Annotated in this window: 14 protein-coding genes and 3 pseudogenes; 16 read left to right on the forward strand and 1 reads right to left on the reverse strand. The window is 53.1% G+C overall.

The window, feature by feature from the left end; translation table 11 throughout:
- Nucleotides 1-40 precede the first annotated feature (40 nt).
- The 15 genes and pseudogenes from AC23NW_RS19590 to AC23NW_RS19660 all read left to right on the forward strand — a co-directional run bounded on the left by AC23NW_RS19590 (nucleotide 41) and on the right by AC23NW_RS19660 (nucleotide 21596).
- A complete protein-coding gene (locus tag AC23NW_RS19590) occupies nucleotides 41-2662 on the forward strand; it encodes an ABC transporter permease (protein ID WP_487451444.1) in 2622 nt (873 codons plus the stop codon).
- Between the two features lie 12 nt (nucleotides 2663-2674).
- On the forward strand, nucleotides 2675-5278 hold the full coding sequence (locus AC23NW_RS19595) for a permease prefix domain 2-containing transporter (protein WP_487451446.1): 2604 nt from the start codon (nucleotides 2675-2677) through the stop codon (nucleotides 5276-5278).
- A 415-nt stretch (nucleotides 5279-5693) separates the two neighbouring features.
- A complete protein-coding gene (locus tag AC23NW_RS19600; RefSeq protein ID WP_487451447.1) occupies nucleotides 5694-8063 on the forward strand; it encodes an FtsX-like permease family protein in 2370 nt (789 codons plus the stop codon).
- A gap of 386 nt (nucleotides 8064-8449) precedes the next feature.
- Nucleotides 8450-8995: an RNA polymerase sigma factor gene (locus AC23NW_RS19605; RefSeq protein ID WP_487451552.1), complete on the forward strand. Its 546-nt coding sequence runs from the start codon at nucleotides 8450-8452 to the stop codon at nucleotides 8993-8995.
- On the forward strand, nucleotides 8985-9806 hold the full coding sequence (locus tag AC23NW_RS19610; RefSeq protein WP_487451448.1) for a HEAT repeat domain-containing protein: 822 nt from the start codon (nucleotides 8985-8987) through the stop codon (nucleotides 9804-9806). The genes AC23NW_RS19605 and AC23NW_RS19610 overlap by 11 nt, the downstream gene beginning before the upstream one ends.
- 172 nt (nucleotides 9807-9978) lie before the next feature.
- Nucleotides 9979-10845 carry a DUF4097 family beta strand repeat-containing protein gene (locus tag AC23NW_RS19615; RefSeq protein ID WP_487451450.1) on the forward strand — a complete coding sequence of 289 codons (867 nt, stop codon included), beginning with the start codon at nucleotides 9979-9981 and terminating at the stop codon, nucleotides 10843-10845.
- A 5-nt stretch (nucleotides 10846-10850) separates the two neighbouring features.
- Nucleotides 10851-11690: a DUF4097 family beta strand repeat-containing protein gene (locus tag AC23NW_RS19620; RefSeq protein ID WP_487451451.1), complete on the forward strand. Its 840-nt coding sequence runs from the start codon at nucleotides 10851-10853 to the stop codon at nucleotides 11688-11690.
- Nucleotides 11691-11842: 152 nt separating this feature from the next.
- Entirely contained in the window at nucleotides 11843-14242 is a 2400-nt protein-coding gene (locus AC23NW_RS19625) for a TonB-dependent receptor (RefSeq protein WP_487451453.1), read from the forward strand.
- A gap of 144 nt (nucleotides 14243-14386) precedes the next feature.
- Nucleotides 14387-15487 carry a redoxin domain-containing protein gene (locus AC23NW_RS19630; protein WP_487451454.1) on the forward strand — a complete coding sequence of 367 codons (1101 nt, stop codon included), beginning with the start codon at nucleotides 14387-14389 and terminating at the stop codon, nucleotides 15485-15487.
- Between the two features lie 51 nt (nucleotides 15488-15538).
- On the forward strand, nucleotides 15539-15742 hold the full coding sequence (locus tag AC23NW_RS19635) for a hypothetical protein (protein ID WP_293839169.1): 204 nt from the start codon (nucleotides 15539-15541) through the stop codon (nucleotides 15740-15742).
- Nucleotides 15743-15882: 140 nt separating this feature from the next.
- Nucleotides 15883-16221 carry a PadR family transcriptional regulator gene (locus AC23NW_RS19640; protein WP_293839172.1) on the forward strand — a complete coding sequence of 113 codons (339 nt, stop codon included), beginning with the start codon at nucleotides 15883-15885 and terminating at the stop codon, nucleotides 16219-16221.
- Between the two features lie 118 nt (nucleotides 16222-16339).
- Nucleotides 16340-17305, forward strand: a pseudogene (locus tag AC23NW_RS19645) (permease prefix domain 2-containing transporter); the annotation flags it as partial.
- Between the two features lie 165 nt (nucleotides 17306-17470).
- A pseudogene (locus AC23NW_RS19650) lies at nucleotides 17471-17846 on the forward strand (ABC transporter permease); the annotation flags it as partial.
- Between the two features lie 818 nt (nucleotides 17847-18664).
- Nucleotides 18665-19018: pseudogene (locus AC23NW_RS19655) on the forward strand (ABC transporter permease); the annotation flags it as partial.
- Between the two features lie 160 nt (nucleotides 19019-19178).
- The gene (locus tag AC23NW_RS19660; RefSeq protein WP_487451456.1) at nucleotides 19179-21596 is read left to right on the forward strand and encodes an ABC transporter permease; all 2418 of its coding nucleotides are present in this window, start codon (nucleotides 19179-19181) and stop codon (nucleotides 21594-21596) included.
- Nucleotides 21597-21610: 14 nt separating this feature from the next.
- On the opposite strand, the gene AC23NW_RS19665 is transcribed toward AC23NW_RS19660, so the two are convergent.
- A complete protein-coding gene (locus AC23NW_RS19665; protein ID WP_487451458.1) occupies nucleotides 21611-21841 on the reverse strand; it encodes a hypothetical protein in 231 nt (76 codons plus the stop codon).
- On the opposite strand from AC23NW_RS19665, the gene AC23NW_RS19670 reads away from it, so the two are divergent.
- Nucleotides 21831-24185 (forward strand): ABC transporter permease, encoded by a 2355-nt coding sequence (locus tag AC23NW_RS19670; protein WP_487451460.1) that lies wholly within the window; start codon nucleotides 21831-21833, stop codon nucleotides 24183-24185. The genes AC23NW_RS19665 and AC23NW_RS19670 overlap by 11 nt on opposite strands.
- Nucleotides 24186-24447 lie beyond the last annotated feature (262 nt).

Consider the following 24447-nt stretch of genomic DNA (forward strand, 5'->3'; position numbering starts at 1 on the left):
AAAATATTGCGTCTCTACAGATAGGTGCTATTCATTTTCTATGCAACACAAACCGCCCCGATATGCCGACCGGCTGCTGCGTCTGTTTCTGGCTCCGCATCGCGGGGAGGAAGTGCTCGGCGACCTGCACGAAGAATTTGCCTGGCAGGTCCGGACCGTCGGCGAGCGGCGGGCACGCTGGCAGTACTGGCTCGATGTTCTGGGCTTCCTGAAGCCGTGGGCTATACGCCGACAGACACCCGCAGACAACCAATCCGTATATTCAACAACAACAAATTTAGTGAGCCCTGATATGCTACGAAACTATTTCCGGACGGCCTGGCGAAACCTGTTCAAGAACCGCTTTTACTCGCTCATCAACATGTCGGGCCTGACCGTCGGGCTGGCGGTTGGCATCCTCATTCTGCTTTGGGTGCAGGATGAACTGAGTTTTGACCGGTTCCACCGGGAGGCCAGTCACATTTACAAGCTCGAAAACTGGGCCGGTACCGGCAGCAGCCGGCAAATCTGGACCTCAACCGTGGCGCCCATTGCCGACATGGGTAAAAAGGAAGTGCCCGGCATCCGGGAAGCCGTCCGGCTATCGCATAACGGGATGTATAACCTCTTCAAATACAAGGACAAAAGCATTGTTGAAGAAAATACGCTTTTTGCCGATCCTACCTTCTTTTCAGTCTTTGACTTTCCGCTGATTGACGGCAATCCGGCTAAGCCGTTCCCCGACGACCATTCGGTTGTGCTGACCGCGACCGCCGCCAAACGCTATTTCGGCGACGAAGCACCCCTCGGCAAGGTCCTGATGAGTGACGACAACACGGCGTTTACCGTCAGCGGCATTATCAACGATATTCCGGAAAATTCCAGTATCAAGAGCGACATCATTCTGCCGCTTTCGCTGAAATTCAGCCGGTTGTATCAGGCTAGTACGAACGGCAAAAACCAGTATAACGATTTTTCACAGTTCAACTACAACACCTACTTTCTGCTACAGTCGAATGCCTCAATTGCCACGATGACCGATAAGCTGCGGACCATTCACCTGCGTAACAAACCCGACGATACCGACCTGACCTACCTGCTCCAGCCGCTACCGGCCATACACCTGTACCATGCCGACGGTACCGAAGCCGGTATCGGGGCTGTGCGGATGTTCGGGATTATTGCCCTGCTGATTCTGGCCATCGCCTGCATCAACTACGTAAACCTCTCGACGGCCCGCGCCATGCTGCGGTCGAAGGAAGTCAGCATGCGGAAAATCGTCGGGGCGGCCCGCGAGCAGTTGTTTCTTCAGTTCGTGATCGAAACCGGGCTGCTGTTTTTACTGTCGACCATCCTGGCAATGGGCCTGATGTACGCCCTGCTGCCGTTCTTTAATCAGCTGTCCGGCAAAAAACTGGTCCTCTCCCTGAGCGACATCCGCATCTGGGAGCTTATCGGCCTGACGATTTTCGGCACCCTCGTGGCCTCCAGCATTTATCCGGCAATCCTGCTGTCGTCGTTCGACCCGCTCAAGGCACTGAAGGGCAAAATTTCGGCGCGCTTCAGCGAGGCCATGTTCCGGAAAGTACTGGTGGTGGTGCAGTTTTCGGTATCGGTCATCCTGATTGCCAGCACCTTTATCATCAGCAACCAGTTGCATTACATCCAGTCGAAAGAACTGGGCTACGACAAATCCCACGTCTTTGGCTTTTTCATGCGCGATAACATGGCGAAGCATTTCGATGCCATCAAGGACAACCTGCTGAAACAACCGGGGGTGGCGGGTGTAACCCGGGCAAGCGCCAACATTATCCGGATCGATGGTCAGTCGGGCGATAACGAATGGGATGGTAAGGAAGCCGGTGAAACCATGTTTGTCAACCCGGTAGCCATCGACAAGGATTTTATCCCGTTCTTTAAAATGCAGCTCACCGAGGGCCGGAACTTTGCCGGTACGCCTGCTGACTCTCTGCACTTTATCCTGAATGAAACGGCAGTCAAACGCGCCCGCATCAAAAACCCGATCGGCAAATCATTCCGGCTCTGGAACCGGCGGGGCACCATTGTCGGGGTTGTGAAAGACTTCCATTTTGCTTCCATGCGCCACAAAATCGAACCGGCAGTGTTTTTCTACGAGCCCGGCGACATGTCGGCGATGTACGTTAAAACCACCAGCGACAAGGCGCAGCAGGCAATCGCCGCGACGGAAACCGCTTACAAACAATATGATACAGATTACGCTTTTACCTACACGTTTCTGGATGCGTCATTCGACAACCTGTATAAGTCGGAGCGCGAGACCGGGCTGCTGTTCAACATCTTTGCGGGAATCGCGATCCTGATTTCCTGCCTTGGCCTGTTTGGGCTGGCGACCTACACCGCGCAGGTCCGTACCCGCGAAATCGGTGTCCGGAAAGTGCTGGGATCGAGTGTATCGGGCATTATCCGGTTGCTGGTGCAAGACTTCGTTAAGCTGGTGCTTATCGCCATTGTTATTGCCGTACCGGTTGCCTGGTATACGATGAACCAATGGCTGCTGGATTTCGCCTACCGCATCAACATCCAATGGTGGATCTTCGCGCTGGCCGGTATACTGGCGCTGAGCATTGCGCTCATCACCATCAGCGTTCAGAGCATAAAAGCAGCCCTGATGAACCCCGTCAAATCGTTAAGACCAGAATAAAAAGGAATAAACATGCCCCATCCTCCTGAATACGCTGACCGGCTTTTGCGCCTGCTGCTGACCCCTCACCGGCAGGAAGAGGTGCTGGGCGACCTGCACGAAGAGTTCTACTGGCAAGTCCGGCAATCGGGCGAACGGCGGGCCCGCCGGCAGTACTGGCTTGATGTACTGGGGTTTATGAAACCCCGTTTCCTGAAACGACGTGATACCGAACAACTTCCTGACTCAACTTTTCAATTGGCTATGATCCGTAATTATGTCACGATCGCGTTCCGGCAGCTCTGGAAAAACCAGCTGTTCAGTGCGCTCAATATCGCAGGGCTGACCGTCGGGCTGGCCGTGAGTACCTTTATTGCCCTCTATGTCTGGCACGAATTTCATTACGACCGTTTTGAACCGTTTGCCGGACGTACCTACCGCGTCACCTCCTTTGCAAACTATGCGGGACTGGAAGTCAGTTTCCCGAATTTTCACGAGTCGTTTGGCGCACAGGTGAAGAAACAGCTTCCGGATGTTGCCGACGTCGTTCGTATTTCCGACGGGTTTGAAGCTATCCTGAAACAGAAAGACGGCCCGTCATTTAAAGAAGAAGGCATTGGTTTTGCCGACGGACCAACCCTTACGACATTTGGCTACAAAGTACTCCACGGCGATCCGGCTACCGCCCTGACGACACCGGGACGCATTGTGCTCACCCGCCAGCTGGCCGAAAAATACTTCGGCAACACCAATCCCGTCGGGAAAACAATCATCTACGACAAACATTACCCGCTGACGGTATCGGCCGTACTCGACGACCTGCCGACCAACTCCGTTATCCGGTTTAAGGCCCTGGTGTCGCTTGTCTCCATGCCTTCGCTGGGCGCTTTTCATCAGAATATTTACAAAGCCGCCGGTTTCCTGAGCACGTATCTCGTTCTGCGGCCGGATGCGCACGTACAGCAGGTGGCTAAAAAACTGGAAAAGGTCAATAAAGGACTCAATTTCATGGATGCATCCAGTAAGTTCGAGCTGGAAGCATTGCCCAACCTGCACCTCGACAGCCGGACAGCCTCAAAAGAAACGCGGCAATCGCTGTACATTCTGCTAACCATTTCGCTGGTGATTCTGGCACTGGCGGTCATTAACTACATCAGCCTCACTACCGCCAGGGCCACCAAACGGGCCCGCGAAGTAGGTGTCCGGAAAGCCATCGGCGGGCAACGGTCCGAGCTGATTACCCAGTTTTTTACCGAATCATTCCTGACAACCACCATTGCCTTTGCCCTGTCGCTGCTCTTGCTGCAACTTTTTTTCCCGTGGGCGAACAACGCCCTGAATCTGGAAATGGATAGCCGCGTGCTGACGCAGGGGCCATATTGGGGGCTGATGTTCGGGCTGTGGCTGGGCTGTTCGTTACTGGCGGGTGGTTATCCGGCGCTGCTCCTGTCTAATTTCCGGCCGGCGCTGGTACTCAAGGGCGCAACCACATGGCGCCAAAGCGGTACAGGCGTCCGGCAGATTTTTACCACCGTTCAGTTTACCGCATCCATTGGTCTGCTGATCTGTAGTCTGGTGCTATACAGCCAGATGCGCTACCTGCGCACCCATAACCTGGGCATTAACCGCGAGCAGATTGTGGCCCTCACCATCGACAGCGAAATGAAACCGCAGTTTGGCGGTTTACGTGATGCCATCCGGCAATGGGCAGGCCCTGAAAACGTGGCCGTGTCGAATACCGCACTGTTCACCAACCGCGTTTCGACCTGGTTTATGGAAACGGAGAAAACCAAAAAACAGGTGATGCTCAATGCCCTCACCGTTGACAGGCAGTTCTTTTCTCTGCTGGGCGCTAAATGGGCCTACAAACCAGTGGGCTGGGATAACGGTGCCATCACCAAAGAGCTGACGATCTTTAACCAGACTGTGCTGAAAGAAGCCGGAATTACGGGCAATCCGCTACAGCAACCGGCTCCGTTTAAAGGGCAGCATACGGATGGCATTATCGCTGACTTTCACATCAGCGGCCTGCAGGGACCCGTTTCGCCGGTTATGTTTTCGGTCGTGAGCGACACCAACCGCACTATTTTAGCACAAAATGCCTATCTGATGGTGAAACTCCGGCCGCATACCGACGTACCACAGGCAATGGATCAGCTCAAGGCGATCTACGACCGCAGTAACCCGACGGCTCCTTTCGACTATTATTTCCTCGACGATGCCTACAACCGGCTGTACTCCAGCGAAGCACGCCTGATGCAGTTATTCAACAGCTTTACTGCACTGACCCTGTTGGTTGCCTGTCTGGGGCTGCTGGGCCTGATGACGTTTACGATTGAAGCCCGCACCAAAGAAATCGGCGTCCGGAAAGTACTGGGTGCTTCGGTGCCGGGTATCGTGTCGCTGCTGGCCAAAGACTTTCTGAAGCTGGTAGTCCTATCGCTGGTCATCGCCTCACCGGTTGCCTGGTATGCTATGGACAAGTGGCTGCAACGGTTCACGTATAAAATTGAGATGCAATGGTGGATGTTCGCCGCGGCCGGTGCCATCACCCTGCTGATCGCCGTGCTGACCGTCAGTTTCCAGAGCATCAAAGCCGCCCTGATGAACCCCGTGTCGTCCCTGCGATCCGAGTAGAGACGCAAGATATTGCGTCTCATTTTCCCGGATAACGACCATATCCAAACCACGTAGAGACGCAACATCTTGCGTCTCATTTTCTATATCCACACGGAGACGCAACATCTTGCGTCTCATTTTCCCGGATAACGACCATATCCAAACGGAGACGCAACATCTTGCGTCTCTACTATGCTTGTCCCATTGCGGACGGACTCTGTCCGCTTATGGACAATACTCACCCTCATTTATACAAAAAAGCCCGCTTCTTGCTGAGAAACGGGCTTTTTACAGAATGGCAAAGGATTTGCGGACAAAAAATTAACATATAAACTACCTAATCGTAACAAATTCTTTGGTCAGCGACGATAGCAGAAAACCTTAACAATCTAGCCGCACTCAGCGATCAACAGAGTTAATTTTCCGATTTCTTATGATCCGTAATTATTTCATCACTGCACTCCGTCAACTGTGGAGAAACCGCCTCTTCAGCACACTGAATATTATCGGCCTGACAGTAGGTCTGGCCGTGAGTACATTTATTGCCATCTATGTTTGGCATGAGTTCCACTACGATAATTTTGAGCCTTTTGCCGCCCGTACGTATCGTATCGTAACAGTCTCCACAATGGCAGGTCAGGAATTCGCCGGCACTGGATTCACGCAAGCCTTTGGTTCAAAGGTAAAGAATGACGTTCCGGAGGCAGAGGGCATGTTCCGTTATGGCGAGGGATTCAAGACCGTATTGAAATCCCTGAAAGGGCAGCTTGCTGAAAAAAGCGATATTAGCTTTGCCGATGGGTCTATACTCGCTATTCTTGGTTTACCGCTGCTATATGGGGACCCGGAAACAGCTTTGCATGAGCCAGGTCAAATCATTCTGACACGGCCAATGGCCGAAAAATACTTTGGCCGACAGAACCCGGTCGGCCAGATCATGTTGTATGACAACCAATATCCGCTGACTGTTTCTGCCGTACTTGACGATTTACCCACTAATTCTGTTTTTCAATTTAATGCGTTGGTTTCTCTGTCGTCGATGCCCACGTTGAGTCCATCCACAAAGAATTTATATGACAACGCTCTTTTTCTGAATACGTATGTGGTACTGCGTTCTGATGCTGATATACACCGCGTTGAGCAAAAGCTGAGCGCCATTCAAAAAACCTTCAATTCAACCTCAAAAGAGTATTTTGTTCTCGAAGCCTTACCGGATTTACACCTTAATAGCCGGCTTTCCCCGAAAGAAATCCGCCAGCCGCTATACATTCTGCTGTCAATCTCGCTGGTGATTCTGGCGCTGGCGATGATCAACTATATAAGTCTCACCACCGCACGGGCCACCAAACGGGCCCGCGAAGTGGGCGTCCGGAAAGCCATTGGCGGGCAACGGTCCGAACTCATTACTCAGTTTTTTACTGAATCATTCCTGACAACTGCCATTGCTTTTGCGCTTTCGCTGTTGCTGCTGCAACTCCTGTTCTCTTGGGCCAATACTACACTTGATCTGCACATGGATAACCGCGTACTGACGCAGGGACCGTATTGGGGGCTGATGTTCGGGCTTTGGCTGGGCTGTTCGTTGCTGTCGGGTGGCTATCCGGCCCTGCAGTTATCGGGTTTCCGGCCCGCGCTGATACTCAAAGGCGCAATCATGGGTCCACAAAGCGGTACCAGCATCCGGCAGGTCTTTACAACTATTCAATTTACGACTTCTATCGGACTGCTGATTTGCAGTTTTGTTTTCTATACGCAAATACGATATCTGCGTACCCGACATGTAGGCATTAACCGCGATCAGATCCTTTCGCTTTCCATTAGCCGGGAAATGGCTCCACAATTCGGAAGCCTGAGGGATGCCATCCGACAATGGGCAGGCCCGGGCCATGTGGCAACCTGTAACACCGCACTTTTTAGGCTACAGGTGCCCACCTGGTACAAGAATGTAGAAAAAACAAAAAAAGAAATAGGCTTCACGTGGCTACAGGTTGACCGAAACTTTTTTAGTTTGTTGGGAACACGGTGGATATACAAACCTGAAAACTGGAATAGTAATACAGAAATCAAAGAATGGACGATCTTTAATCAGGCATTGTTAAACGAAGCAGATGTAAAGGGAAACCCGCTACTGCAACCAGCCCCATTTAAAGAGATGAAAACCGACGGCGTTATCAATGATTTTCACATTGGTAGTCTGCATACCCCAATTACGCCCATGATGTTCACTGTCCTCAGTGACACTGTCCGGACGCTTCCGGAATATGGCACAAATCTTCTGGTTAAACTGCCGGCACACACTGATGTGCCAGCTGCGATTGACCAACTCAAAGCCATTTACAAAAAAAACCACCTCACCGACCGGTTTGATTACTATTTCCTCGACGATGCCTATAACCGGCTTTATGCCAGCGAAGCACGCCTGATGCAACTAGTCAACAGCTTTACCGCGCTGACCCTGTTGGTTGCCTGCCTGGGACTGCTGGGCCTGATGACGTTTACGATTGAAGCCCGCACCAAAGAAATCGGCGTCCGGAAAGTACTGGGTGCTTCCGTGCCGGGCATCGTGTCGCTGCTGGCCAAAGACTTTCTGAAGCTGGTAGTCCTATCGCTGGTCATTGCCTCACCGGTTGCCTGGTATGCTATGGACAAGTGGCTGCAACGGTTCACGTATAAAATTGAGATGCAATGGTGGATGTTCGCCGCGGCCGGTGCCATCACCCTGCTGATCGCCGTATTGACCGTCAGTTTCCAGAGCATCAAAGCCGCCCTGATGAACCCCGTGTCATCCCTGCGCTCCGAGTAATTCATCCCATTTTCAGCGCGGTTCACCCCATTTCGGCCACGGCCGCTGACGGGTGGGGTAGTTTTACTGAAAACTCCGCGAATACAATGATGAAATACCTTCTGATGCAGGTTATTGCGCTGATGTTGCTCCTGCTCTGGCTGATTCCGTATGGTATGCATTGCCCCGATGCCTTCCGGAAATGGTAAACGACATGCTAAACTACCTGTAAGCCCGTAGCGACAAGACTTGTTGTCTTGTCGCTACAGTTAGTTGATTGCCTCCCCTTTTCCCACACTGTGAAAAAAATTTCAGTTTTACTGTAACCTTCCGGAATTACCCCGGTTTCCACGTACAAATCACCAAAACAACAAATACGGTTGAACGCGCTATCGGATAACGCACTAATGCTGAAGGTCAAGGCCGGCGACCTCGACAAGATGGGACTGCTCTTTGAGCGCTACCATCGCCCGCTGTTCGCTTTCCTTTACCACATGACCGCACAGGCCGACGCCTGCGAGGACATGGTGCAGACGGTGTTTTACCGGATGCTGAAATACCGGCACACGTTTACCGGCGACGGCGAGTTCAGAACGTGGATGTACCATCTGGCCCGTAACGTGATCAACGATTCGGCACGGAATACCAAACGGTCATCGTTTCACGTCGATGTCAATAGCTTCGCCGATAAACTGGGCGGCGGGCTACCGGCCGATGAGCAGCTGGAAAAAGGGCAGGATGTCGATACGCTGGAACAGGCGCTGAACAAGCTGAGCCCCGAGTACCGCGAAGTTTTGGTGATGAGCCGGTTTCAGGAGTTGAAGTACGGGGAAATCGCCCGCGTGCTGAACACATCGGAAGGGGCAATTAAGGTGCGGGTCCATCGGGCGCTGCATGAACTGAAAAAACATTTTTTTACCATTGAAAACGGAACCAAAGCCCATGAACTGTGAACAGGCAAACGAACGGTTAACAGGCTGGCTTAGTGATCAGATATCAGACGCCGAACGCCAGGCCATCGACAGCCACCTGGCCGCATGCCCCGGCTGTCAGCGGGAGTACCGGCAAAACCAGCAACTCTGGCAACTGATGGGCGACCTGCCTGTCCCTGCCGCCAGTACAGCAATGCGGAGTAATTTTTACACAATGCTGGAAACGTATAAAGACACCGTTAGCAGCGAAAAGCAAGCGGCACCGTCGGGTTGGCTGGAAAAATTAAAGGCATTGTGGCCGGCCCAACCTGCCTTCCAGCTGGCCTACAGTCTCTGCGTGCTGGCCGTCGGGATATTGGCGGGTTTCTGGTTCAGCCAGCGACAGACGCCGGCAGTAGCCTATCAGCAACAGATTGATACCCTGTCGAATCAGGTGCAGCAAATGCGGCAGATGATGATGCTTTCCCTGCTCGACAATCCGTCGGCGAGTGAGCGGTTGCGGGCGGTGAGCTACACGAAAGAGATCAGCGACGCCAACCGGCAGGTCACGGATGCACTGCTTACGACGCTCAATAACGACCCGAATGTGAATGTCCGGCTGGTGACGCTCGAAGCACTGGTGCAGTATGCCGATGACCCGCACGTCCGGGAAGGGCTTGTCCAGTCGCTGCCCCGGCAAGAGTCGCCGATGGTGCAGGTGGCGATGGCTGATGTGATGGCGAAACTACAGGAAAAACGGGCCATCAAAGGCTTCCGGAAGATGCTCAAACAGGATGGGCTGAATGATCTGGTCAAAACCAAGATCGAGCAGACAATCAGGGACTTGTTGTAAGATAATCTCTACCCTCGGGCATTAAACCCGCAGGTATTTTCAGACCTCAGGAATAGAATTTTACCACATAGTCACATAGAAAAACATAGTTTTTTTTACACTAATGTGCCTTATGTGTCTATGTGGTAAAGGAATCAGTTACTCACTCAGAAACACTTAAACACAGATACTAATGTTTCTCTCGTACATCCCCCTTTTGGCGGGACTGGTGATCGCTTGTAGCCAGTCTAACGCCCAGAACCCGGAGTTCAAAGAACAGATCAAGCGGGAGTTCACGCTCTCAAAATCGGCCGAAAACAGCACGCTGGCTATTTATAACATCGACGGCTTCATTAAGGTCGAAGGCTATGCCGGTGATAAAATCGTGCTGGAAGTGGAGAAAAAGATCTCGGCGAAGACCGAAGAACTGCTTGAGCAGGGAAAACGGGAGTTTTTGCTCCAGTTTGACCAGAATGCCGACAGCCTGATCGCCTATATTGCCGAACCCAACGATTCGCGCCCGAACCGCAACCGGAACCGTGGCGACAATTACCGCCGGATCGACTATCGCTACCATCTAGACTTTACGGTAAAAGTGCCCTACGGACTCAATTTAGCCATTTCAACCGTGAATGGAGGGGATATAACGGTGGCGAATGTGAATGGAAAAATGCAGGCCACTAACGTAAACGGAGCCATCCGGCTGACGAATATCAAAGGCGCCACCAAACTCCGGACCATTAACGGCGATGTTGAAGCCAGTTACCTGACCGCGCCACCCGATCAATCGTCGTATTACACGCTGAACGGCAACATCAGAATTACATACCCTAACAATCTGTCGGCCGACTGTCTGTTCAAGACCTTCCACGGCGAGTTTTATACCGACTTTTCCGATGTTGCCGTCTTACCGGCGCAGGTGACGAAAAACGAAGAGCAGAAAGGCGACAAAACGGTTTACAAACTGAATAAAGATTCGCATATACGGATCGGGCGTGGTGGCCAGACACTCCGGTTCGAAACATTCAATGGCAACATTTACCTGAAAAAACAATCTTGAAGAACATGAAAATCAACGCAATAACCACCGCACTGGCAGGCCTTGCCCTGCTGATGAGTACAACCCTCAAGGCACAGAATGAGGTTAAGGAACAACTGGTTGTACCGCTTACTGATCCCGGCAAATCCGGCCGTCTGGAAGCCAGTCTGATCAATGGCTCAATCCATGTTCAGCCGCACAACGGCAAAGACGTTATTATCGACGCTGTTATGGTTCAACGGTCCGACCAAAGCAAGCACAAAGGAAGGGAAGATGAGCTGGCCTCGGGCATGAAGAAAATCTCGACACGGGGCGGCATTGAGATGACCGCTGAAGAGCGTAATAACAACGTAAAAGTCTCGACGCAGTCGTTTAAAAACAACATGCAGCTGGACATCAAAGTCCCGCAGAATTTCTCCCTGAAGCTCCATACGATCAACAACGGCGATATTCTGGTTGAAAACATCAACGGTGAGCTGGAGATCTCAAACGTCAACGGGCCGATTACGCTCAATAATGTCTCGGGTTCGGCCGTGGTGAATACTATAAACGGTAACCTCAAAGCGACCTTCAAAAGCCTGAATAACGATACGCCTATGGCCTTTTCAACGCTAAACGGCAACATCGACGTGACGTTTCCGGCTAGTGCGAAATTCAACGCTAAGCTGAAATCAGACCGTGGCGACATCTACAGCGACTTCGACGTAGATGTCGATAAAAGTCAGCCCAGGTCAAACCGCAGCAGCGAAAACGGCATGTACAAGGTCAGCATCGACGATTGGGTACAGGGCAAGGTCAACGGTGGCGGCCGCGAAGTAATGATGAAGAACATGCACGGCAGTATTTATATCCGCAAAGCGAAATAGCCTTCACAGGTGGTGCCGGACACTATCCGGCACCACCTGTGAAACTTTTTTTTCTCCCACCCTGCAACATTTTCCCGCCTCACTCGTCTTTTGCTTACTTCCGCTCCTTGTTCGGTTAACAACAAATACTAATCGCCTTCCGGCGTAATCACATGACACGTTTTCTAGTTATCCTGCTCACGCTGGTGGGCAGCGCCAACCTTGTATTGGCTCAACAAACGAAAATCACAGGCTTACTCCTGGACTCAACGGCTAACAAACCCGTCGAATTTGCAACAGTCGCTCTGCTGAAAGCCGGTAAGATTCAGGAGGGTGTTACGGCCAATGAACAGGGCCGGTTCACGTTTACCAAAATTGTGCAGGGCAGCTACGACGTTCAGATTTCGTTTATGGGCTACGAAACAAAAACGCTGAAAAACGTGCGGGCTACCGACGGGCAGGAGGTTGAACTGGGAATTATTAAACTAAGTCAGTCAGTACAGAAACTGGCCGAAGTAACCGTAACCGAACAAAAAATGCTTTTCGAGGAAAAGTCGGACCGGATGGTCTACAACGCCGAAAAAGACATCAGCATCAAAGGCGGTGACGCGACCGACGTTCTGAAAAAGATCCCGTCTATTGCGGTCGATATCGAAGGCAATGTGCAGCTTCGGGGTAGTTCCAACATCAAGGTACTGATCAACAACAAGCCATCCAGCATCGTGGCCCGCAGCCTGTCCGACGCCCTGAAGCAGATTCCCGCCGACATTATCAAGCAGGTGGAAGTAATCACCACCCCCTCGGCCAAATACGACGCCGAAGGAACGGCCGGTATCATTAACATCATCACTAAGAAAAATACCCTGCAAGGCACCAACGGATCCATCAGCCCGAACTTCAGCCAGTGGAACAACTGGCAAAACGCCAGCATCAACCACCGCATGAAAAACGTATCGCTATCGGCCAGCGGTGGTTTTAACGACTGGAAAAACAAGCGGTCAATTCTGATGCGCCGGACCTTTACAGCCGCCGACTCAGTGCTTACGCAGCGGCAGGATCAGTGGGTAACCGGCAATGGCCGCAACCTCTACGCCAACTTTAATATTGACTGGGATATCGACACCCTGAACCGGATCGGGGCAGGCATCAACTACTACAACGGATTGAATACCAATAACTTCGACATGAATTTTGTCGAGAACTTTCAGAGTACGGTCCGCCAGCAGTACCACCGCGACATGAGCCGCACCTACGACTGGGCGGGCGCGACGGTAAACCTCGACTATACCCACCTGTTTAAAAAGCCGAAGCGCGAACTGAATTTTCTGGCCATGTACTCCTTCGAGGGCGAAGACAGCGATTACTGGTCGAACCTGCTGAACAGAAGCAACACCATCTATTACCGCGAAAAAAGCCTGAACACCGGCAACAACCAGGAAGGTACGTTCCAGCTGGATTTTGCCAACCCGCTCGACAGCATCAGCAAACTGGAAATCGGCGCTAAGGGTATTTTGCGGCAAATCAAAAGCGACTACCGCATATCGTCGGCGGTCGATGGCTCGGACCGGTTTACCGAAATTCCGTCACTGGCGAATGTGTTTGACTATGGTCAGCAGGTAGTGTCGGGGTATATGGTTTACAGCCGCAATCCGAAAAAAGGCTGGGGCGTTAACCTCGGCGCACGTTATGAATACACCATGATTCAGGCCAACTTCCTGAACGGTTCGGCGGCGTTTTCGAACAACTACGGCAACGTGATTCCGAACATCAGCCTGTCGCGGAGCCTGAAAAAAGACCAGCAGATACGCCTGAGCTACACCCAGCGCATTCAGCGCCCGCAGTATTTTTACCTGAATCCGTACGTCGATCAGGCCGATTCGAAAAACCGGTACGGCGGCAATCCGTACCTCAAACCGGAACTGACCCACTCGATTGAAGCCAATTACAGCATTTCGATCAAGCAAACGAGCCTGAACGCATCGTTTTTCCTGCGGCAGACCAACAACGCCATTGAAAATGTCAGCACGGTTGATAATCAGGGCGTGCAGACATTTAAATTCCAGAACGTGGCCCAGAACTCGGCCTATGGTGTAAACCTGAGCGCCAACACGAAACTGATGAAGCAATGGTCGGTCAACGGCTCGCTGAACCTCTTTTACAACGTGCTGGAAAGCGCCGAACTCAAAACCCGCAACGCCGACTGGATGTATCGCCTGAATCTCAACTCCAGCGTCGATTTTGGCAAGGGTATTAAGGCACAGTTCTTCGGCTTCTACAACTCTGACCGTGTCGGGTTACAGGGATCATTCGGTGGCTTCGGGTTCTACAATGTGGTGGTTCAGAAGGAAGTACTGAAGAAAAAGGGAACCATTGGCTTCGGCTACGACAATCCGTTCAACAAAACCATCGGCTGGGCTAACACCTTTACCGGCCCGAATTTCAACCAGGTAACTGATGTGGCGATGTATCGTCGCGGCTGGCGGATCAACCTGAAGTATGAATTCGGGAAAATGAGCGGTGGTCAGCGCCAGAAAAAGCGGATCAGCAACGATGACAAGAAAGCCAGCGAATGACGATGATTTGTATGATTGAATGATGGACAGGATTACAGGATGAACAGGATAGGGTTCGGAACAGCTTGTAAATCCTGTAATCCTGTCAAAAAATTTCACTGACAGGCATGTCAATACAGAAAACGTACGTTATTGTATCCGGATATGATGACGTACGTTTACACCATTTTCGGCCTGCTTTGCCTATCGCTCACAGGGGCCTTCGCGCAGCTGACCAGCCGTATTGACTGCTTTTATCCGGCTGCCTGGGAGGGCCGCGAAACCCGGCTTGTCGTTAAGCCCCGTGGCCGCGAGATGTTTTTTGATACGGCCTTTGTGGTAAACCGGCATGCCATTTTTACGATCAGGGTTGATGAACCTTGTCCCGCCTACATCTGGATCGACGAATACGCGGAAGACGTTCAACTATTTATTGACGCCCCCGCCATTTCGGTGGCGATTGATCCGGTTAACTTCCCCGCCCCTATGTTCACCGGCTCCCTCAGCACGGACATCTGGCGACAAAAACTGCAGCAGGACCATGAGCTGGCCGAAGCGCAGGAGGCGCTGCGGGTTGAGCGGATGACAGCGCTGCCGCTTGATTCTCTGCATACCCGCAGCTTTGAGCAGTTTACGGACTCACTGCGGACCGGTGCGGAGTACCTGCTCCGGAAACATATTTTCGACCACCCGACTGTTCCGTCCAGCTGGTATTTGTTTGCGGAGAATTTCCCGATGTCATCGTTTGCCGAAACCCAAAAAACCTTCGATGCCCTGGCTGCTTTTCAGACGCTGCCTTCGTATCAGGCGATCAGACAAAAGCTGGCGCAAAACCAGCCGGGACAGTTGGCACCGGATTTTACGTTGAAATCGTTAACCGGCAATGACAGCATCACACTCTCACAACTCCCCGGCGATATTGTGCTTATTGACTTTACCTTTTTGTTTGGCATTGACCGCGACACACACCATAAACGGCTGAAACGGCTCCACCATCAGTACCAGACAGCGGGTTTAACAATTGTCAGTATCAGTGCCGATATTCCCTTAAAAGAAGTGGAAAACGCGCCGGAACTGATAACGAAAATCCGGCAGCAGTACCCGTGGCGATTTGGTGCGGTTGCTGAACAGGCCACGACTCTCGATGCGTATCTTTATAAAGGCTGGCACGACACCATCCTGCTCGACAAAAACCGGCGCATCATTGCCTATAACCTGCCTCCCGACGAACTGGAGCGCGAAATCGGGCAGCGGCTTCATAAATGAGGAGACTTTGCACGGCCTTGTCTTTTGTGCATAAATCAGCTCCTTTGGGTTATGCAGAAATGGGTTAAAGCGAGTATTGCACCGGTCATGGCACTGGTCTTTCTGATCACAGGGTGCATGTTCACCCAGGCAACCGCCCTCAACGGGCAGATCGCCATCATCGGCAGCGGACTGCTCATTAACTGCGTGCTGGCTTTTATTTACAGCTGGCTTACCCATAAACCGCGTAGCTTTTCCGACTGGCTGAACCATTAACCGGCCTGTCCGCAATAGAACAACTCATGTCCGTTACCGGACGCCCTGATCCTATAAAAAGTGCCTGTACACGCCGTACAGGCACTTTTTATGTATTGGCATTACATTTGATCGACATTATCGGAATAAATACCAATCCCATGAAACGTGCGTTCCTCGGCGAGTTTGAAGAAGTGGTTTTGCTGACCGTCGCCATTCTGGGTGAGTCGGCTTACGGCGTCACCATTACGCAGGAAATTGAGCAGAAAACCGGCCGCAGTGTCGGGTTCAGTACCGTCCATACGACCCTGCAACGGCTCGAAGAGAAAGGGTATCTCTCCTCGGCCATGGGCGGGGCTACGGCCGAGCGCGGTGGTCGCCGGAAGCGGTACTTTACCATTACGACGGCCGGGACCAAAGCCCTTGCCGAGGTCAAACATACCCGCGATCAGCTCTGGAACGCCCTGCCGCCCCAGACATTGCACCTGTTGGGAGCGTAGAGCACAGTGCTGAGTGCATAGCGCGTCTCCGAACCGTATGTTCTCTGCCCTACGCCCCAGGCTCTTTATCATACGCACGCTGCCCTACGCTCTATACACTATGCCAAATACACCCCGAATGCAAACGCCGCCGCGCTGGGCCAGCTGGCTCCTGAAAACCTTTGGGCATCCCGACACGCTGGAAGAAGTGGAGGGCGACCTGCTGGAACTGTACGATTACTGGGTCCAAACACACGGCAAGGCTGCGGCCGACCGCCGGTATGCCCTCAGTGCGCTGAAACTGATGCGGCCCATGGCTCAATCCCGGCACAATGAACCGTATTCACCGCCTTTTTCGCTTAGTCTCGTTATGATCAGTAACTACATCAAAATTGCGCGCCGCCAGTTGTGGCGCAACCGGCTGTTTACCGGCCTGAACATGGTCGGTTTATCGATCGGCGTCAGTGCCTGCTGGATTATCTACCAGCTGGTGTCGTTTGAATTCGGCTTCGATACCCGGATTCCTAACCGCGACCGCGTCGTCCGTGCCGTGAGCCGCTTCGTGTTCGACGGCAAAGAGCAGGGCAATCCCGGCATTCCGATGCCGATGCCCGATGCCGTGCGGCAGCAGATTGGGGGCGTAGAACGGGTCGTGCCGGTCCGGCTGACGTGGGTTGAAACCATTCAGGTACCGCAACCGGGCGGCAAACCGCAATCGTTCCCGACGGAAGACGATCAGGTAATTGCCGTCGACAGCAATTATTTCCGGATGGTGCCCTATACCTGGCTGGCCGGGAAGCCTGACGTCTCGCTCAACCAACCCAACCAAATTGTGCTCACCCAAAGCCAGGCAACTGCTTTTTTCCCGAAAACGGAGCTCCGGCAGGTTGTCGGCAAAACCATCACGCTCTGGGATACGCTGGCGGTACAGGTAACGGGTGTGGTGCAGGACCTGCCGTTCCTGTCAGACTTTACGGGGAAGGAATTTCTGTCGCTGGCGACCGTCAGGCGCAAGTATGAACCAGCCGAATGGAGCAACACCAATTCCGACTCGCAGATGTATGCTGTCCTGAGTCCGGGGGCAGATATCAATCAGGTGGAAGCGAATATCAATGCCCTGTCGAACAAGAATTCAGAGGAGTTTTTCAAGAAATGGGGCGGGGCCAAACGCTGGCACAAACTCCAGCCTTTGGCTGACCTGCATTTCGGCACTGATTACCGAGAACATGGCCACCGCGCCGACAAAAGCGTCTTGTACGGCCTGATGGGAATGGCCGCGTTTATCCTGGTGCTGGCGGTGATCAATTACATCAACCTGGCTTCGGCCCAGATCCCGCAGCGGGCCCGTGAAATCGGGATCCGCAAAACGCTCGGCAGTCGCCGCCGCACGCTGATTCTCCAGTTTCTGGGCGAAACCGCCGTTATCACCGGCCTGTCATTTGCCCTCTCCTATGGCCTGTCGCATCTTTTCTTTCAGCAGTACAGCGACCTGCTGCCGACCGGCACCCGCGATTACGTCAACTGGCCGTTGCTGGTGCTGTTTCTGGCAGGTCTGCTGATTATTATTACGTTACTGGCCGGACTGTACCCCGGCTGGCTCATTGCCCGTTTTCAGCCGGTTACCGTTCTGCGCGGGCAGGGTTTTGCCATTGAGGGCAGTCCTAAGCGGATTACGCTCCGTAAATCGCTGATTGTCTTCCAGTTTTTCATTGCCCAGCTGTTTATTGTCGGCGCCCTGATCATCAACCAGCAACTGCGGTATTTTATTCAGGCCGACATGGGCTTTGCCCGCGATGCCATCATTACCGCCCAGATTCCGTGGAAAACCATAATGGACACTAAGCTGGACAAACGGGATGCCCTATGGGAGGAAGTAAAACACATTGCCGGTGTATCAATGGTTAGTCTGGGCACGCAGCCTGCCTCACGCGGTTACAGCAGCAACATCCACGATGTTAAGACCCGCAAAGGAATCGTTTCATTCAACCTATTCCGCAAATACGTTGATACGGACTATATTCCGCTGTATCAGCTACCCCTCGTGGCCGGCCGGAACCTGCAACCGAGCGATACCATCCGCGAATATGTGATCAACGAAACGGCGGCACGGGAGATGGGGTTTGCCCGACCCGCTGATGCCGTCGGGGCCTTCCTGAAAGAAAACGGCGGCGATGCCAACCGGACCGTACCGGTTGTAGGTGTGGTGAAGGATTTCCATGCCCAGTCGTTCCACGAAAAGATCAAACCCATCGCCCTGATGACCAACCGGGAGTCGCTGAGTATGCTGAATATCAAACTTTCAGGCCGGTCGGATAGCTGGCCACAGACGATCAATACCATTACCCGGACCTGGCATACCCTCTATCCCGATGCGCCGTTTGAGTACAAATTTTACGATCAGACCATCGGCGATTTTTACAAAAAGGAGCAGCAGATCTCACGGATCATCAACCTGGCAACCGGCGTGGCAATCCTGATCAGCTGCCTTGGCCTGTTCGGGCTGGCGACGTTAACCTCCCACCAGCGGACGAAGGAAATCGGCATCCGGAAAGTACTGGGTGCCAGCGTGGCGGGGGTAGTAGCGCTGTTGTCGAAAGATTTCGTAAAGCTGGTACTGATTGCCATCCTGCTGGCCTCGCCACTGGCCTGGTATGCGATGCACCGCTGGCTGGAAAGCTTTGCCTACCGCATCGACATTGAATGGTGGATGTTTGCCGCTGCCGGTTTGCTGGCCGTAGCCATTGCGCTGATTACCATCAGCTTTCAAAGTATCAAAGCTGCCGTGGTGAATCCGATTAAAAGCCTGCGGGCCGAATGATGTTTTAGACCGTAAGACCTTCCAGGAAGTTTAGAACTTCCTGGAAGGTCTTACGGTTAAATGAGACGCAAAATATTGCGTCTCTACGGGTTTAACAAACTTTAACGGCCTGCTAATCAACATTGTCCGTACCTTGGTTGCCGAAACCGATACGGACGTTATGCTTCAGAATTACCTTAAAATCGCGTGGCGCAGGCAACGAGACGCAACATATTGCGTCTCTACATGGCTTAACCTGCTTGGGCTGACTGTCGGGATGGCGGGCGGGCTGCTGATTTTCCTGTTCATCCGCCATCACCTCACCACCGACCGCCATCACAGCCGGTTCGACCGCATCTATCGCGCTGTGATCGACCTGCACCTCGAAGACGGTTCGGTAGAGTATTACCCCGAGGCGCCGCTGCCGATGGCCAAAACCCTGCGGCAGGAATACCCGCAGGTCGAACAGGCGGCGTTTGTGATCATCAACAAGTCGATGACCCTGAGCATCAACCGGCAGCATGAAGCCAGTCCGGTACGGTTTCTGGAACATGAAAAAACGGCCCTTGCCGAAGAGCAGCTTTTCCGGATTTTTGACTTCCAATGGCTCAGCGGTAACCCGAAAACGGCCCTTCACGAGCCCAATACGGTCGTTCTGACCGAATCGTCGGCGAAGCGGTACTTCGGCGAACCCAATCCGGTTGGCCGCACCCTTACCCTCAATCATAAGGTGACCGCAACGGTAACCGGCGTGGTGGCCGACCCGATTCAGCCGACCGACAACCAGATCGGCCTCTACATTTCGATGCCTACCCTCCGGCAGCTCGACCCTGAATACAACCAGGACGAATGGGGGCAGCTGATCAGCACCAACCGCCTGTATTTCACCACGAAAGATGCCGGTTCCGCCACGGCGCAGCGGATCGAAGCCAGCCTGCCCGCCCTGTCGAAAAAGCACTTTGGCGAAATGGCCCACATTTTTCAGTTCCACATCCAGCCGCTGGCCGATATTCATTTTGACACGCAGCGGACAGGCGGCGTCATCCGGCCGTCACTGCTTTGGTCGCTGGCACTGATCGGTGGCTTTCTGGTCCTGATCGCCTGCGTCAATTTCGTCAACCTGGCAACGGCACAGGCCTTCCGGCGCAGCAAGGAGGTGGGCATCCGGAAAACCCTGGGCAGCTCACGGCCCCAGCTCGCCAAACAGTTTCTGCTCGAAACCAGCCTGATTGTGCTGCTGGCTACCGCAATGGCCATGCTGCTTGCCTGGCTGACCCTGCCCGTTTTCAATAATTGGGTACATCTCCGGCTGACCTTCAACGCAGACGGGCAACTGGTGCTCTTCATTGCCGGCCTTATGCTCCTGGTTGTACTGCTGGCAGGCGGGTATCCGGCTTTTGTACTGTCCGGCTTCAGCCCCAATCTGGCGCTGCGGCGTTTAGGAGGAACGTTGCCGATAAAACGGGGAAACAGTTTTTCACTACGGCAAGGGCTGGTGGTGCTTCAGTTTGTCATTTGCCAGGCACTGCTGGTGGGCGCGCTTGTGGTGATGCGGCAGGTGCATTTTATCCGGCAGACCGATCTGGGCTATAAAGGCGACAATGTACTGATTGTTAACCTGCCCAACCACGACAGACAGGTGTGGGAAGCCCTGAAAAATAACCTGCGCCAGTACCCCGATATCAGGTCGGTGACGCTTCAATACCGCCCCCCCTCGTCGAAGGTTATGAATGGAGGGTCGTTTAAATTCGGGGCGAAAGCCGACTGGCAGCCCTACCCCATCCGCGAGCGGCTGGCCGATGCGGGTTACCTGGAGACGTATAACCTGACGCTGATTGCGGGCCGCAACATCGTTCCCGGCGACTCCATCCGGGAATATGTCATCAACGAGACGCTGGCGCGTAAACTGGGTTATAAAAATCCACATGCTATTCTGGGCAAGCCCATGCAGTATTACCTGTCGAATGTCCCGCTGCCGATTGTCGGCGTTCTCAAGGATTTTCACCTGAAGTCGCTGCACGAAGCGATTGCGCCCTGCTTCATTGCGTCGTTTCCGAACATGTACCAGCAGGCCGGCATCCGGCTGTCGGGCAGCCATCCGGAACAAACGCTGGCCCGTATCCGGCAGGTATGGCAGAAGCTCTACCCGACCGACGTTTTCGAATATGAGTACCTGAACGACCAGCTGTCGCAGTTTTACGAGACAGAAACCACGATTTCACAGCTTGTCAACGCCTTTTCGGTCATTGCCATGCTTATTTGCGGGCTGGGTCTTTACGGACTTGTCGCGTTCACGGTCGGACAGCGCACTAAGGAAATCGGCATCCGGAAAGTGCTGGGGGCGTCGGTGTCGGGCATTGTCGTACTGCTGTCACGGGACTTTCTCAAACTCGTTGCCGTCGCGGTTCTCTTAGCCTCCCCCATCGCCTGGTACGCCATGACCCGCTGGCTGGAAGCCTTCGCCTATAAAATCACCATCGACTGGTGGCTATTTGCCCTGGCCGGTTTGCTGGCCGTGCTGCTGGCGCTCTTCACCGTTTCCTTCCAGTCCGTTAAAGCCGCGCGGATGAATCCGGTCAAGTCGTTGAAAACGGAATAACGTTTTCCTTTTTGTTACTGGTGTTTTTTTGTTGCTGGTGGTTGTTTTTGTTGCTGGTGGTTCTGGGTTACTGATTGTTCTGGGTTACTGATTGTTCTGAGTTGCTGATCGTTATAGTAACTATCAGAACTATCAGCAACCACCAGAAACAACCAGTAACCATCAGCAACCACCAGAACCATCAGAACCACCAGAAAAAAATCCCTGCCCTGAGCATAAACAACAACGATACAAATGATAGCCAATTACCTGAAAATCAGCGTCCGGAATTTGTGGCAACACCGGCTCTACAGCGCTATCAATCTCGGCGGACTGGCCATCGGGCTGGCGGCGTTTCTGCTGATGCTGCTGTATGTACGCCACGAGTTTACGTACGACCGTTACCACGCCAACGCCGACCGCATCTACCGCATTACCACTGAACTGAAAACACCGGAAAACCCGATGGCAATGGCCTCCAGCCCGACGCTGCTCGCCACGGTACTCAACCGCGATTATCCGGAAGTCGATAAGGCCGTACGGCTGTCACCAACATCGGCCGTCGTCCGGTTTGGTGACAAGCTGCTGAATGAATCCTCGGTTTACTATGCTGATCAGGCTGTGTTTTCGGTTTTTTCCTATGCGTTTCTGGCAGGAAATCCGGCTCAGGTGCTGGTCCGGCCCAACAGCGCGGTTGTGACCGAATCGTTTGCCCGTAAATACGCTAACCGGGTAGATGTGGTCGGCCGATCGTTTCAGTGCAACAAGCAGACGTATCAGATCACCGGCGTCATTGCTGATCCGCCATCCAACTCCGACCTGAAAGTCAATGCGTTATTGTCGCATGATTTTTCTAAGGTGACCGGCTGGCTGGCCGATGACTTCAGCGCGTATACCTTTGTGCTGTTCAGAAACGTACCGAATCCGGGCAGTTTTGACCGTAAACTTGCCAACCTTTCCCGCTCAGCCGTTCAGCCGGAGCTTAACAAAATGGGCGCGAAGGAGTACTCCGTTCTGTTTCATTCCGAAGCCCTGCCCGACGCGCATTTCAGCACCGGTAAACTAGCCGACCATCCCAAAGGGAACCGGCAGCTGGGTTATCTCTTTCTGTTCCTGGCCTTTTTCGTACTCATCGTTGCCCTGCTGAACTACGTTAGTCTGATGACCGCGCGGGCCGCCGAACGGGCGCGCGAAGTGGGTATCCGCAAAGCCAACGGTGCACTCCGTCACCAGCTTATTGGTCAGTTTTTGCTTGAAAGCGGCCTCATGAGCGCTGGTGCCATCCTCATTGCCACTGCGATACTCGCCATCCTCATTCCGCCATTCAACCGGCTTCTATCCATTGAGCTTCATGTCGCGCCGCTTTGGGGTATGCTGTTTGTGCTACTCACTGCACTGGGCACCACCTTGCTGGGTGGCTTTTATCCGGCTCTGATCCTGTCCGGTTACCAGCCGACCAGCGTACTGCGTGGCTGGTCAGGGAAAACCGGGCAACAGGCATGGCTACGCCAGGGCATTACGCTGTTTCAGTTCACGCTCTCGGTGGCAATGATCATCGGTGTGCTGGTTGTCTGGAAGCAGATGCATTACCTGCAAAACCGCTCGCTGGGTTTCGATCAGGAACAGGTGCTGAGCCTTGCCCTGCCCGATGATTCGGCGGCAAAAGCCTCGGCGCCGGTTCTCGTTAATGCCTTACGCCAGCGCAGTGAAATCAGGCAGGTGTCGCTGGGATCAGGCCTTCATCCCGACGGCTTACTGCCACAGGCAACGACTATTTTTCAGGCAAAAGGGAAAAAACGGGAAACGATGACGAACTACGCTTTCATCGACGAACATTTCATCCCCCTTCTGTCGATGAAGCTGAGCAGCGGCCGTAACCTGACCAATACCATTAGTACCGACAAACAGGAAGGCTTTCTGGTCAATGAAGCTTTTGTCAAAATGGCTGGCTGGGAACAACCGGTCGGCCAGGCCATTGAGGGGTTCATGCACAAAGGCAAGGTGGTCGGTGTCGTCAGGAATTTTCATTACCGGACACTGCACAACGCCGTTGAACCCCTTGTACTGATATACAATACCTTTCCGGCCAGTACGGTCCTCGTCAAAGTCCGCCCCGAACACCTGCCATTGGTACAGTCGATCTGGAAAAGCACTTTTCCGGAGTACCCGTGCGACTATTCATTTCTCGACAGTGCTTTCGACGCGCAATTCCGGAAAGACCGCCTGATGATGACGCTCTTCAACGGTTTCGCCATCCTGACCGTTATTCTTTCGTGTCTGGGCCTGTTCGGACTGGTGACCTACACCACCCGGCAGCGGACCAAGGAAATCGGCATCCGGAAAGTGCTGGGGGCGTCGGTGTCGGGCATTGTCGTACTGTTGTCACGGGACTTTCTCAAACTCGTTGCCGTCGCGGTTCTGCTAGCCTCCCCCATCGCCTGGTACGCCATGACCCGCTGGCTGGAAGCCTTCGCCTATAAAATCACCATCGACTGGTGGCTATTTGCCCTGGCCGGTTTGCTGGCCGTGCTGCTGGCGCTCTTCACCGTTTCCTTCCAGTCCGTTAAAGCCGCGCGGATGAATCCGGTCAAGTCGTTAAAAACGGAATGACGTTTTTTTCTTTTTGTTGCTGGCGTTTTTTTTGTTGCTGGTGGTTGCTGAGTTGCTGATTGTTCGAAGTTACAGATCGTTTTAGTAACCATCAGCAACCATCAGAACAACCAGTAACCATCAGAACAACCAGTAACCATCAGCAACCACCAGCAACCACCAGAACAACCAGCAACCACCAGAACCAACCAGCAACCACCAGAACCAACCAGCAACCACCAGAACCAACCAGCAACCACCAGAACCAACCAGCAACCACCAG

The organism is Arsenicibacter sp. R0_47, from assembly GCF_057652235.1.

Coding starts and splice junctions, on each gene's coding strand:
- AC23NW_RS19590 (WP_487451444.1), top strand. CDS start 41: ATGCAACACAAACCGCCCCGATATGCCGACCGGCTGCTGCGTCTGTTT.
- AC23NW_RS19595 (WP_487451446.1), top strand. CDS start 2,675: ATGCCCCATCCTCCTGAATACGCTGACCGGCTTTTGCGCCTGCTGCTG.
- AC23NW_RS19600 (WP_487451447.1), top strand. CDS start 5,694: ATGATCCGTAATTATTTCATCACTGCACTCCGTCAACTGTGGAGAAAC.
- AC23NW_RS19605 (WP_487451552.1), top strand. CDS start 8,450: ATGCTGAAGGTCAAGGCCGGCGACCTCGACAAGATGGGACTGCTCTTT.
- AC23NW_RS19610 (WP_487451448.1), top strand. CDS start 8,985: ATGAACTGTGAACAGGCAAACGAACGGTTAACAGGCTGGCTTAGTGAT.
- AC23NW_RS19615 (WP_487451450.1), top strand. CDS start 9,979: ATGTTTCTCTCGTACATCCCCCTTTTGGCGGGACTGGTGATCGCTTGT.
- AC23NW_RS19620 (WP_487451451.1), top strand. CDS start 10,851: ATGAAAATCAACGCAATAACCACCGCACTGGCAGGCCTTGCCCTGCTG.
- AC23NW_RS19625 (WP_487451453.1), top strand. CDS start 11,843: ATGACACGTTTTCTAGTTATCCTGCTCACGCTGGTGGGCAGCGCCAAC.
- AC23NW_RS19630 (WP_487451454.1), top strand. CDS start 14,387: ATGATGACGTACGTTTACACCATTTTCGGCCTGCTTTGCCTATCGCTC.
- AC23NW_RS19635 (WP_293839169.1), top strand. CDS start 15,539: ATGCAGAAATGGGTTAAAGCGAGTATTGCACCGGTCATGGCACTGGTC.
- AC23NW_RS19640 (WP_293839172.1), top strand. CDS start 15,883: ATGAAACGTGCGTTCCTCGGCGAGTTTGAAGAAGTGGTTTTGCTGACC.
- AC23NW_RS19660 (WP_487451456.1), top strand. CDS start 19,179: ATGCTTCAGAATTACCTTAAAATCGCGTGGCGCAGGCAACGAGACGCA.
- AC23NW_RS19670 (WP_487451460.1), top strand. CDS start 21,831: ATGATAGCCAATTACCTGAAAATCAGCGTCCGGAATTTGTGGCAACAC.